Origin of the sequence: Streptomyces sp. NPDC088261, assembly GCF_044740805.1 — a bacterium.
In the GTDB taxonomy this organism is placed as follows: domain Bacteria; phylum Actinomycetota; class Actinomycetes; order Streptomycetales; family Streptomycetaceae; genus Streptomyces.
In genome coordinates this window covers 268,161-280,581 of record NZ_JBIURL010000006.1, presented here as the reverse complement: position 1 = coordinate 280,581, position 12,421 = coordinate 268,161, and the positions used below count along the sequence as shown (strand labels likewise).

General features: G+C 71.3%; 10 protein-coding genes. 2 read left to right on the top strand and 8 right to left on the bottom strand.

Going from position 1 to position 12,421, the window contains the following annotated elements:
- Positions 1-41: 41 nt before the first annotated feature.
- On the top strand, positions 42-1,511 hold the full coding sequence (locus tag ACIODU_RS15095) for a dihydrolipoyl dehydrogenase family protein (protein WP_401767710.1): 1,470 nt from the start codon (positions 42-44) through the stop codon (positions 1,509-1,511).
- A 155-nt stretch (positions 1,512-1,666) separates the two neighbouring features.
- Here ACIODU_RS15095 and ACIODU_RS15090 read toward each other — a convergent pair whose 3' ends face one another.
- The 8 genes from ACIODU_RS15090 to ACIODU_RS15055 form a co-directional block, all read right to left on the bottom strand.
- Entirely contained in the window at positions 1,667-3,589 is a 1,923-nt protein-coding gene (locus ACIODU_RS15090) for a choice-of-anchor Q domain-containing protein (RefSeq protein ID WP_401767708.1), read from the bottom strand.
- 9 nt (positions 3,590-3,598) lie between these two features.
- Entirely contained in the window at positions 3,599-4,471 is an 873-nt protein-coding gene (locus ACIODU_RS15085; protein WP_401767707.1) for a ribokinase, read from the bottom strand.
- Positions 4,468-5,349 carry a carbohydrate ABC transporter permease gene (locus tag ACIODU_RS15080; RefSeq protein WP_401767705.1) on the bottom strand — a complete coding sequence of 294 codons (882 nt, stop codon included), beginning with the start codon at positions 5,347-5,349 and terminating at the stop codon, positions 4,468-4,470. The genes ACIODU_RS15085 and ACIODU_RS15080 overlap by 4 nt, the downstream gene beginning before the upstream one ends.
- Before the next feature lie 2 nt (positions 5,350-5,351).
- Positions 5,352-6,299: a carbohydrate ABC transporter permease gene (locus ACIODU_RS15075; protein ID WP_401767703.1), complete on the bottom strand. Its 948-nt coding sequence runs from the start codon at positions 6,297-6,299 to the stop codon at positions 5,352-5,354.
- A gap of 65 nt (positions 6,300-6,364) precedes the next feature.
- Complete coding sequence (locus ACIODU_RS15070) at positions 6,365-7,726, bottom strand: ABC transporter substrate-binding protein (protein ID WP_401767701.1); 1,362 nt, start codon at positions 7,724-7,726, stop codon at positions 6,365-6,367.
- Positions 7,727-7,758: 32 nt separating this feature from the next.
- On the bottom strand, positions 7,759-8,763 hold the full coding sequence (locus ACIODU_RS15065; protein ID WP_401767700.1) for a nucleoside hydrolase: 1,005 nt from the start codon (positions 8,761-8,763) through the stop codon (positions 7,759-7,761).
- Positions 8,760-10,082 carry an ADP-ribosylglycohydrolase family protein gene (locus ACIODU_RS15060; protein WP_401767698.1) on the bottom strand — a complete coding sequence of 441 codons (1,323 nt, stop codon included), beginning with the start codon at positions 10,080-10,082 and terminating at the stop codon, positions 8,760-8,762. Before ACIODU_RS15060 ends, ACIODU_RS15065 begins: the two co-directional genes overlap by 4 nt.
- A 14-nt stretch (positions 10,083-10,096) precedes the next feature.
- The gene (locus tag ACIODU_RS15055) at positions 10,097-11,182 is read right to left on the bottom strand and encodes a LacI family DNA-binding transcriptional regulator (RefSeq protein WP_401767696.1); all 1,086 of its coding nucleotides are present in this window, start codon (positions 11,180-11,182) and stop codon (positions 10,097-10,099) included.
- Positions 11,183-11,394: 212 nt separating this feature from the next.
- Here ACIODU_RS15055 and ACIODU_RS15050 point away from each other — a divergent pair, with 212 nt between their 5' ends.
- Positions 11,395-12,303, top strand: coding sequence for a LysR family transcriptional regulator (locus ACIODU_RS15050; RefSeq protein ID WP_401767694.1), 909 nt, complete (start codon positions 11,395-11,397; stop codon positions 12,301-12,303).
- Positions 12,304-12,421: the final 118 nt, after the last annotated feature.

Sequence of the window (12,421 nt, the reverse complement as noted above, 5' to 3'; positions counted from 1 at the left end):
AGAGCCTGGAAGTCGGGCCCGAAACATGGTCCGATGGCGGCATGAGCGAATCACCGCAAACGCCGCGAACGGGACAGAGTCAGGGTGCGGACCTCACGTACGACGTCGTGGTCATCGGCGCGGGGCCCGTGGGGCAGAACGTCGCCGAGCGGGCGCGCGCCGCCGGGCTGAGCGTGGCGGCCGTGGAGCGGGAGCTGGTGGGCGGGGAGTGTTCGTACTGGGCGTGTGTGCCCAGCAAGGCGCTGCTGCGTCCGGTGCTCGCCGTCGCCGACGCGCGCAAGGTGGACGGGGCGCGCGAGGCGGTCAGCGGCACGATCTCCACGGACGGCGTCTTCGGGCGGCGCGACCGTTACGTCACCGACTGGGACGACACGGGCCAGGCCGACTGGGTACGGGGCATCGGCGCCGATCTCGTGCGCGGCGACGCGCGGTTGGACGGCGAACGCCGCGTGGTGGTCCGTACCCCCGACGGAGGGGAGACGGTCCTCACCGCCCGGCACGCCGTCGCCCTGTGCACCGGCAGCGACGCGGTCGTCCCCGACCTGCCCGGGCTCGCCGAGGCGCGCCCCTGGACCAACCGCGAGGCCACCGACTCCCGTACCGTTCCCGGCCGGCTCGTCGTGGTCGGCGGGGGCGGGGTCGGCGTCGAGATGGCCACCGCCTGGCAGGGGCTCGGCTCGCAGGTCACGCTGCTGGCCCGGAGTCCGCTGCTGCCCCGGATGGAACCCTTCGTCGGCGGGATGGTCGCCGACGGGCTCAAGGACGGCGGGGTGGACGTACGGATCGGCGTGTCCGTCACCGCGCTGCACCGGCCCGACCCGGACGGTCCCGTCGGCGTCGTCCTGGACGACGGCACCCGCCTGGAGGCCGACGAGATCCTCTTCGCCACCGGGCGCTCGCCCCGCACCAAGGACGTCGGCCTGGAGACGGTGGGGCTGACCCCCGGGACCTGGCTGGACGTGGACGAGACCTGTGCGGTCCGTGACGTCGACGGGGCGTGGCTGTACGCGGTCGGCGACATCAACCACCACGCGCTGCTCACCCACCAGGGCAAGTACCAGGCCCGGATCGTCGGCGACGCGATCGGCGCCCGCGCGGCCGGGGAACCGCTGGACACCGCGCCCTGGGGCGCCCACGCCACCACCGCCGACCGGCACGCCGTCCCGCAGATCTTCTTCACCGACCCCGAGGCGGCCGCGGTGGGCCTGTCCACCGAGGAGGCGACCCGCGCCGGCCACCGGGTCCGGGCCGTGGACGTCGACTTCGCGACCGTCCCCGGCGCCCTGCTCCACGCCGACGGCTACCGCGGCCGGGCCCGCCTCGTCGTGGACCTCGACCGGGAGACCCTGCTCGGCGCGACCTTCGTCGGCCCCGGCGTCAGCGAACTGCTCCACTCGGCCACGATCGCCGTCGCCGGCGAGGTGCCCGTCCCGCGCCTGTGGCACGCCGTGTCCTGTTTCCCGACCGTCAGCGAGATCTGGCTGTACCTGCTGAAGGCGTACCGGGACTGACCGCCGCGCACCGGGCGGCCCGGAACGCGTTCCGGCCCCGCCGCCGACGGGACGGTGGTGACAGCGGTCCTGGAGGCGTTTCCGGACATGATCGATTCCCATCTCAAACCAAACGGAACCCACCCCCGGGTGGGTTCCGGTCGGCTGATCTCCTGTCAGCTGATCTTCTGGAGTGTGACGTCGTCGACCGTCTGCCACGTGCTCGCGCCGGACGGGCCGTAGTACCCGGCGTACAGGGACAGTTGGGTCGCCGTGCCGGGCTTCACCGTGAGGACGTAGCGGTTCCAGCCGGGGCTGGTTCCGTGGCTGATCTCGTTGACCACGGTGCCCGTGGTCGTCTTGGCGCCGAGCCACGCGTGGTCGATGTTCCCGGAGTTCCTCACCCAGACCGTGAGCCGGTACGTGGCGCCGGCGGTGACGCTGACCGTCTGCTTGACGCCGCCCCAGTCCGTCGTACCGCTGGAGGAGATCCAGGCGTTGTCCTGACCGGTGTGCGCCTTGCCCTGGGCGACGTCCACGCCGTACGGCAGGCTGCCGTCGCCCGCCCAGGGCGTGCTGGTGGCCGTGAGGGCCGTCTGCTGCTCGAAGCCGCCGTCGGTCACGGCGTTCGCCCCCGCGGCCGGTGCGCTCTGCGCCTCGACGGCGCCGATGTCGGTGCCGAGGCCCACAGTGCTGTTGTTGCCGTAGATGTCGGTGGTGGCCGTCGCCGCGGTGCCGTTGTCCTTGGCCGGGCTCGTCGGACCGGGCCGGTAGTCGCCGCCAGCGGTGTTGGTGAACTGGGGGTCGGCCGCTATGTCACCGACGCCCGGGGAGTAGCCGAGCGCGCCGTGGACGAGGTTGTGGTGGTGCGGCCAGTTGTAGTCGTAGAGGACCACACCGGACGTCAGGTAGAAGATGTTGTTGGTGATCGAGAGCCAGGAGTCGGCCGCCGGAGGGCCCTCCTCGCGGTAGAAGTAGATCGCGAACTGCGTCTGGTTGTCGCCCCGGGCCCGTACGACCGTGTTGTGGTCGGCCCGGTATCCGGACGGCGTGGTGGTGGTGTCGAAGGCCACGAACTGCTGGTAGTCGTCGCTGATGTTGTACAGCAGGCTGACGTCGGAGCTGTGGGTCTCCGTCACCTCCAGGAAGCCCTGCGAACCCGAGGAGAAGTTGTGGTCGATCGTGATGTCGTTCTTGTCGTGGTCGAAGCCCTCGATCTCGACCGCGCCGCCGTCCGCTCCGTACGGGCTGTCGGTGGAACGGCAGTTGACGAACTGGTTGTAACTGACCTGGGCGTCACTGTTGTTGATCGAGACACCGACGGCTCCGTAGGACGTCTCGGTGCCGGAGTCGACGCCCCTGAAGGCGATCTTCAGGTCGTGGAACGCGTTGTGGTCGATCCGCGTGCCGGTGGCGTAGGTCTTGACCCCGAGGCCGACCTGGGTGAACTCGTTGTCGTGGACGTGCGCCGCCGTGGCCGGGTCGGTGACCGCGATCGCGCCGCTGAGCCGGTACTTGGGGCCGGTGATGCCCTGGCCGTCCGCGTTGTCGAACACCACGCCGTTCGCGAACCGCAGCTGGCTGACGTCGATGTGCGTGCCGGCCAGCTGGAGCATGTTCCAGCCCGTCGGGTTCGACAGGGTCGGCGCGGCTCCGCTGCCGAACGCGGTGACGCTGATGGGGGCGGCGGCGGTGCCGGAGCCGTTCACGGTCGCGCTGCCGGTGAACGTCTGGCCCCGGCGCAGGGCGACCACGTCACCGGGCGCCAGTGAGGCGGTGGTGATCCGGCCCAGTGTTTTCCAGGCGGTCGCGGTGGTGGTGCCCGCCGCGGTGTCGTTTCCGGACTGGGCGTCGAGGTAGTAGACCTTCCCGGTGCCCAGCGGAGTGGGGTTGCCCGACGTCTGGAGCCGGGCGCCGGTCGTCGGGGGCGCCACGGCCGCCATCAGGGACGGGGCCGGGACGGCCTTGTGGGGAGTGGTGGTGGTGTCGGCGTGGACCGGGACTGTCGCCGGGAGAGTGGCGAGAACGGCGACGACGAGACCTGTCGCGGCGTTCCGCAGGTGGCGTATACGGCGTGGTGCGTCGGCTCTGACGTGCACGCGATGCTCCTATCGGCTGGACCTGGGTGTCTGAATGGCCTGAGCTGCTGCCTGGGTTGCGTGGTGCGCCGCCTCGACCAGGCCGGTTCCGCGGGCGAGTCGGGCCGCCGTGACACCGGCGAACATGTCGCCCGCTCCCGTGGTGTCGACCGCGGTGAGCCTCGGTGCGGGGAGGTGGGTCGTACGCCCGTTCTCCACGACGAGGGAACCGTCGGAGCCGAGGGTGATGACAACCGAAACACACCGCTTCGCGAGGATCCTCGCGGCGTCCGACGGTGTGTCGGTGGCCGTCAGGAAGTGTGCTTCGGTGAGATTGACCACGAGGGGGTCCGCCGCGGCAAGGATCTCTTCGGGCAGGGCCGCGCTGGGGCTGGCGTTGAGCATCAGCCGTACGCCGTGGGTACGCGCCCACCGTGCCGCGGCCCCGGTGGCCGCGAGCGGGATCTCCTGCTGGGTGAGGACGACCCGGGGTACGAGGACGTCGAGGGCCCGGGTGACGTCGTCCGGCAGCAACAGGTGGTTCGCCTCGGGCAGGACGGTGATGCTGTTCTCGCCGTCGGGCGTCACCGTGATCAGGGCGTGGCCGCTGGGCCCTGCCACGGCGAGGAACTGGGACGTGTCGACACCGCGCCGTACCAGCTCGGCCTCCAGCACCCGCCCCGCCTCGTCGGAACCGCGGCGGCCGACGAACGACGTCGTGGTCACGGTCGCCGCCGCGGCGGCCTGGTTGAGGCCCTTTCCGCCGGGATGCTCGGAGTAACCCGTGCCGAGGACGGTCTCGCCCGGGGCGGGGCGGCGGGGCGTGTGGGCGACGAGGTCGAGATTGGCGGATCCGACGACGGCTACGCGGGTCCATTCCCGCTCCCGGTGGTCGTGGGTCAATTCTTGCTCCCGGTGGTGGCGACCGATGCGACGAAGTAGCGCTGGAGACCGAGCAGGATCGCCGCGGGGATGACCGCCAGCACCGCCGTCTCGGCGAAGACACGGCCGTAGTCCGAACTGAACGCGGCGAAGGTCTTGGCGATGGCGACGGGCGCCACGTCATTGCCGTCGCTGGTGGTGACGAGGACGGGCCACAGGTAGGCCTGCCACTGGAAGAGGAACAGGATGAGACCCGTACCGATGAGCGCCGGGCGCGTCAGGGGGAGGTAGATCCTGAGGAAGATACGGGGCCAGCCGGCACCGTCCACCCGGGCGGCCTCGGCCAGCTCCGACGGGATGCCCAGGAAGAACTGACGGAGTGTGAAGATCGCCAGCCCGTTGCCGAGCCCAGGCAGGATCAGGGCGGGCAGGTTGTCGGTGAGGCCCCAGTCGCTGAACGTGTGCGCCAGCGGGATGGCGATGGCCTCGAAGGGAACGAGGAAGCTCAGGACGACCATGCCGAAGACGATCTTCCGGCCCGGGAAGTCGACCACGGCCAGCGCGAAGGCGGCCATCGCCGAGATCACGATGCCGAGAAGGACGGTCACCGCCGCGACGATCACACTGTTGGCGAGGTTGCGCAGGAACCCGTTGTCGATCGCCGAGCGGAGGTTCTCCAGGGTCCAGTGGGCGGGCCACAGCATGTGCCCGTTCACGGACGAGCTGTTGGCGAAGGTCTCCGTGGAGCTGCGGAACGTACTGGCGAGGAGCCAGAGGACCGGCAGGAGGAAGGCGAGGGCCACGACGAGGGCGACGGCGGTCAGCACAACACGGCCGGTGCGGCCGCGCTTTTGGGCCACGTAGGAGGTGCCGGGATCCGGAAGCGGGGTGCGGTTCATGATCAGCTCTCCTCGGCGCTGCGCAGCAGCCGGAACTGGACCGCGACGATGACGATCATCAGGACGAGCAGGACGAGGAGTTCGGCCGCCGCGGTGTGCGGGTCGGACAGCTCGAAGCTGTTGTGGAAGATGTCGTACATCAGAAAGTTCGACTTTCCCTGCGGTCCCCCGTCGGTCAGGATCTGCATGGGGGCGAAGAGGACGAAGTTCGAGACGGTGTCGGCGACCAGGACGAACAGCAGGGGCCGGCGGAGCAGGGGGAGCGTCACCGACCAGAAGCGGCGCAGGGGCCCCGCTCCGTCGATCGCCGCCGCTTCGTAGTACACGGCCGGGATGTCGTTGAGCCCGGCGATGAGGAAGATCATCCAGTATCCGACGCCGATCCAGCTGGCGATGAGGATGATGCTCCCGAGGACCTGTCCCTGCCCGGTGAGGAAGGGCTGCTGGTGGATGCCGACGGAGGTGAGGGCCGCGTTGACGGGGCCGTCCGGGCGCAGGGCGATGCCCCACACCACCGCGGAGCCGGTCATCGGGACCGCGGCGGGCAGGAAGACCAGGGTGCGCCAGACGCCGGTGGCGGGGAGGTTCTGGGTGAGGAGCACCGCGAGGGCCAGCGCCAGCGCGATCTGGAGCGGGTTCACGAGGACGTTGAAGATCAGCGTCTGCCGCACCGAGGACCAGAAGGCGTGGGACGAGAACAGGGCGGTGAAGTTGTCCAGCCCCACGTAGCGCGGCGGCAGGGTGCTGCCGGGCAGGCTCGTGTGGGTGGCGTCGTTCACGGCCTGGACGACCGGGATCAGCCGGAGCACGACGATGAGCGCGAGCGCGGGGGTCAGGAAGACCGCCGCCGCGCCGAGGTTGCCCACGAACCTGCGCCGCTGGAGTGTGCCCTTGGGGAGTGGGGGCGGTTTCGCCCCGGTGCTCTCCGGGTGGTGTGTTGTCAGTGTCATTGCGGGTTGTCCCTCTCGCCGGCCGGGGCTCCATCGGCTCGCCCCGGCCGGCCGGCTCGCAGGAGTCAGCGGTACTTCGCCCACGCCTGGTTGATCGTGCTGGTGGCCGACGACAGCGCGCTCTTCGCGGAGGCGCCGTTACTGATGTCGTCGAAGGTCTTGGAGAGCGTGTCCTCGAACTCGACGTAGCCGGTGGTCCTGGCACGCAGGGTGGCGGTGTGGGCCAGTTCGTACTTGGTCAGGTCCACGGCGCCCGCCATGCGGGGGTCCTTGAAGATCTTCTCGTCGTAGAAGCTCGCCGTACCGGCCGTGTTGGACGGCGGGACCGCCAGGCTCGGCATGTACTGGGCGAAGCCGCCCTTGTCGAGGCCCATGAACTTCATGAAGATCTCGGAGGCGACCGCCTTCTTGCTCGCGGGGTTCAGCCCGAGGGACCAGCCGCCGGTGGGGGTGACCGCCTTGCCGCCCTCGAAGTACGGGTAGGCGGTGACGCCGAAGTCCAGCTTCGCGTTCGCGGCGAACTTGGGCCCCCACCAGGGGCCGCCCGGGAAGAACGCGACCTGGCCGGAGGCGAAGAGGTCGGGGGTCTGTGCCACCGGGACGCCGCGCGGGGAGATCTTGTCCTTGAACAGCGACCCGTACCAGTCCATCGACTTCTCCCAGCCCCCAGTCTGGAGCGCGGGGGTCAGGTTCTTGTCGCCGCCGGCGCCCGGGCCGCCGCCGAGGCTCTCGGCCAGGGGCTGCAATTGGTAGTACCGGTTGACCTGGTCGAAGACCAGTCCGTACGTGGCGCCGGCCTGCTGGGTCTTCTTGGCGTCGGCGGTGACCGCCTCCCAGGTCAGGCGGTCACCGGGCTTCGCCGAGGGGAAGGCGACGCCGGCCTTCTTGAGCAGCGCCTTGTTGTAGTAGAGGAGCTGGCTCGACGTCTGGTACGGCATCGTGACGAGCTTTCCGTCACTGGTCGCGGCGTCCAGGGACGCCTTGTCGACCTGTCCCGCGAGGTCGGGGAACGCCTTCGACAGGTCGGTGAGCCAGCCGCGTGCCTGGTACGCGTCGGTACGGGGCATGTCGACGTCGTACACGTCGAGGGTCGCGTCCTTGCGGCTCAGGCGGGTGCTCAGGACGCTGTTGAACTGGTCGAACGGGACCGCCTGGTAGTCGACGGTGATGTTCGGGTGTTCCTGGTGGAAGGCCGCGAGGACCGGCTTGATGTCGTCGGCCGCGTAGGCGGCGCCGGCGTAGGTGATGGTGACCGGCGTGGCCGGATCCTTGAGACCGGTGGCCGGGGTGAGACCCGCGGGCTGCTGGGCGCCGCCGGAGGAGTCACCGCCGGATCCGCAGCCGGTGATCAGCAGGGCCACGGCGACCGCGCCGCCGACGAGTGGTGCGGCCGCCCGGACGGGGCGGGTGAGGAGGGGGAACTTCATGACGGTCCTCTCTGACGGTCATGGGATTGCGGTCAATCGCCGGCGGGCGTACCGGTGAGGCGATCGAGGAAGAGGCGGCCGAAGCCAGGCACGTCGGTGTCGACGGCGACCGAGGCGTTGGGGGGTCCGAGGGGTGGGGCGAGGGCGAGTCCGCGGTCGGCGACGACCAGGCCCCGGGCCAGCTCGCTGGTGGTGTCGGTGACGACGTGCGCGTCGGCCCACGCGCACAGGGACGGGTCGAGGAACGCCGCCACCACGAGGGGGTCGTGCAGGAAGCACGCGTCCCGGTGCTCCTCGCGCAGCGGGAAGGCCCTGGCCAGGAAGTCGATCCAGGCCAGCGCGCACTCCCCGGCCCAGCGGCCGAAGGAGTCCCCGCGGGACAGGACCGCCGCGTCGTCGCGGGTGAGCCGTACGCGCGAGGTCTGGTCGATGCCCACCATACGGAGCGGGGCACCACTGGCCAGGACGATCGCGAGGGCCTCGGGGTCCACGTAGGCGTTGAAGTCACCGACGACGGTGATGTTCTGGGCGTACCCGGTGGCGGAGCCCGCCATCATGATGATCTCCGCCACGTTCCGGGCGAATTCCGGGTCGAGGCGCAGCGCCAGCGCGAGGTTGGTCATGGGGCCGATGGCGACGACCGAGATCTCGCCGGGGTACGCGGCCGCCAGCTCCACCAGGTACTCGGCGGCGGTGACGTCCGTCGTCGGTCCGATCCGGTCCTCCGCCGCCGTCCGGACCGGATGGTCCCCGGCCACGTCGTCGAACAGCGCCCGGACGGGGGCCATGTCGCGCAGCAGCGGACGGTCGGCGCCGCGCAGGACCGGCAGGTCCGGGTGGCCGAGGCGCCCGACGAGACGCCTGGCGACGTCGACCCCCGTGTCGACGTCGACGTTGCCGTTGACGACGGTCAGCGCCTCGACGGTCAGTTCCGGCGAGCGCAGGGCCAGCGCGATGGCCAGGCCGTCGTCGATGTCGGATCCGGGTTCGCCCAGACCGGGGTCGGTGTCGATCACGATCCTGCGGGTGGCGGTCATGCGGGCACTTCCTGTTCGAGGGCGGCACGGACGGCTTCGGTCCGTGCGGCGAGTTCGGTGACGGTGATCCGGTCGAAGCCCTGGACGGCGCTGCGGACCACTCCGCCGGTCGGCTCCACCAGCCGGGCGGGGACGGCGCCGGGCCCGTGCAGGGCGCCGAACACACTGCCGACGGTGGCCGCGGTGGAGTCGGTGTCACGGCCGGCGGCGACGGCGAGGGCCACCGTACGGACGAAGTCGCCCTCGCCCCACAACAGTGCCGCAGCGATGATGGCGGCGTTGTTGACGGTGTGCACCCAGTTGTAGTGGCCCAGCTCCCGGTCGATCCAGTCCTGCGCCGCCCGGGCGGTGGCACCCTGCTCGAAGAGGCGCAGCACCCCGGCCTGGCTCGCGTGGAGCCGGGAGCGCGGGGGGACGACGGTGAGCGCGGCGCGCAGGGCGTCTGCCGGCCCGGTGGAGACCAAAGCCTCGGCGACCAGGGCGGCCGACCACATCGCGCCGTAGATCCCGTTGGCGGTGTGCGACAGGACCGCGTCGGTGAGTGCCATCCTCGCCGCGGCGCGTGGGTCGCCCGGCCGGACGTAACCGTAGATGTCGGTACGGATCAGCGCACCGATCCATTCACGGTACGGGTTGTCGTGCGTGGCCGTCTCCGGTGTCCGCAGGCCGTGGACGAGGTTGCGGTACGCCGCGCGCTCGGCGGTGAAGGTCTGGGTGAAGGGGATGCGGTCGAGCCACTCGTGGCCGATGTCCTCCGTGGTGAGACGGCGCCCGTACGTCTCCAGGAGGTGCAGGCCGAGGATCGTCCAGTCCAGGTCGTCGTCCCGGGGGACGGCGTCGAAGCGGCCGGCCGCCGCGAAGGGGGCCGATTCGTGCAGGTGGCTGACCCCGGCGGGCAGCTCGTCCAGCAGCGGTACGAAGCCGGTCTGCGGCCACTGGCCGGCGGCCCGCAGGTAGACGCCGACCTCGTCGCGGGTCAGTCCCTCGACGGGCTTGCCCATCGTGTTGGCCACACACCGTCCCAGCCAGGCACCCGCCAGGCGGGTGGGAAGCTCCGCCGCGACGACGGTCCTGGCGGGCGACGGCGGCGGGGCGAGGGTCGCCCATATCTCCTCGGGGTCGGAGGGTTCGTCGAAGTCCCAGCCCGGGGAGCGCGGCAGGGCGGCGAGCGCGTCCGCTATGGAGGCCAGTTCCGCGAGGTCGTCGGCCGCGGCGGCCCGGCGGGCCGCGTCCAGCAGCTCTCCGGCCGCGTACCCCGAGGACAGAAGCTGTTCGGCTTCGTCGGGGACGAGATCGCGTGGGTCGAGTACGTCGTGCACGAGCGGTGGGCTCCTCAGGCAGATTCGCGATGAACGAGGTGGTGCTGGACCAGGACCCGGCGGGGTGTCTGGGAGGGGGCGTCCATGCGGGCGAGCAGCAGCTCTCCCGCCACCCGCCCGATCTCCTGGGCCGGCACCCGTACGGTGGTCAGGGAGGGGCTGACGAGGCTGGCCGCGTCGATGTCGTCCACGCCCAGGACGGCGACATCGGCGGGGACCGACAGGCCGAGCGCGCGGGCCGCGTCGAGCGCGCCGATGGCCATGAGGTCGTTGGCGCAGAACACCGCGGTCGGCCGCCGTTCCAGGTCCATCAGCCGGTGCATCGCCCTGGCCCCGGACTCGCGCGTCCAGTCCCCCACCGCCTCGGCCGCCCGCAGCGGCCGCAGGCCGTGGTCGCGCAGGGCCTGCCGGTAGCCGTCGAGGCGCGCGGATCCGGGGGCGACCCGGACGGGACCGGAGATGATGCCGAGGGTCCGGTGTCCCCGGCCGTACAGGTGGGCGACCGCGTCGGCGGCGATCCTCTCGTCGTCGGAGGACACCACGTCGGTCGACGTGCCGTGCCGGGGCGAGCCGACGGTCACCACCCGGGCGCCCGAGGCGAGCAGCGGTTCGAGCAGCCGGTCCGGTACGTCGACGGCGGCCACGACCACTCCGTCGACCCGGCGCTGGACGGCCTCGTTGAGGAACGCCTCGATCGGTGGTGTGCCGGCGCCGACGTCGGCCAGCAGCACGACGTAGTCCCGCCCGCCGACCGCCTGCTGGAGGCCCCGGGCGAGGGCGGGGTAGAACGGGTTGGTCAGGTCCTGGACGACCAGGGCGACGGTCTGGCTGCGCCGTCCCGACAGGCCGAGTGCGAAGAAGTTCTGCTGGAACCCCATCTCCTCGACCGCCCGGGTGACCTTGCGGCGGGTGGCCTCGGAGACGGGGCGCCGGCCGGACAGGACGTGCGAGACGGTCGTCTTGCTCACCCCGGCGCGGGCGGCGACGTCGGAGATGGTCGCGGGCCCCTTCGCTCTCTCGCCCGGCCCCTCGCCCGACCCCTCGCTCTCCAAACCGGTTTGCTCGGGGATCCCCGCAGGCGCACCGCCCGTCTCCTTCATCTGCGCTCCTTCGATGCAAACCGGTTTGCGTACGAGAGCAACAGTCAGCCAGATCCGGCCAGGAAGTCAAGAGGTGTGCTGTCCGGAATTCGACAACCGCTCCTTCGGCGTCCCGCTCCGCGCGGGCCGCCTCCTCGACGGTCACACTCCCCCACCATCGCGGCCAGCGATTTCTCGTAATGGAGATCAGCACCGCGTGTGATAATCGGGCCATGGAGCTACGCCACCTCGAATACTTCCTCGCGGTCGCCGACACCGGCAGCTTCACCCGGGCCGCGCGGGCCCTGCACGTGGTCCAGTCGGGGGTGTCGGCGACCGTCAAGGCGCTGGAACGGGAGCTGGGCTCCGCCCTGTTCGACCGAAGCCCCCACGCCGTCACACTGACGGCCGCCGGACGGGCCTTCCTGCCCCGGGCCCGGGACACACTCAGCGCCGCGAGCGCGGCCAAGGACGCCGTGCACCGGACCCAGGGCACCCTCCAGGGCGAGGTGACGGTGGGCACGCTGACCTCGATCGACGTCACCGATCTCCCGGAGCTGCTGAGCGCCTTCCGGGACCGGCACCCGGCGGTCACCGTACGGCTCAGGGCGGCGTCGGCCGGATCGGCCGGGCTGGCGCGGCAGTTGCGGGACGGGCAGCTCGACGTCGCCTTCCTGTCCCTGCCCGGCCCGGCCCCGGCCGGCCTGGACACCCGGCTGCTGGCCACGGCGCCCCTCTTCCTGTACGTGCCCCGCGCCCATCCCCTCGCCGGAACGGGCCGGGTGTCGCTGGCGCAGCTGGGCGAGTTCCCCTTCGTCGACTCCCCGCGGGGTTTCGGCAACCGCGTCCTGGTCGACCGGGCGTTCGCCGCCGCGGGGGTCGAGCGCGAAGTGACCCTGGAGGTCGCCGACATCGGCACCGCCGCGCACTACATCCGCGCGGGGCTCGGGATCGGATTCCTCAGCCGCTTCCTCGTCGGTGACCACACGGGCCTGGACGTCCTGGAGGTCGCCGACCACGAACTGCGCTGGCAACTCACCGTCGCCACCGCCGCGAACCGGCGTCCCGGCGCGACGACGGAGGCGTTCCTTGACCTGCTCAGGGAGCGCAATCCGGTACCGCGCGAACTCACCGGCCGGTAGGAAAGCCGCGAGTCCGTACCACCGGCCCGGCAGGACCGGCGCGCGTCCGTACCGGTCGAACTCCTTGACGTCCCGGCGAAGGCGGTCTAACAATGAGCGCGCTTGACAACGTTGTCGA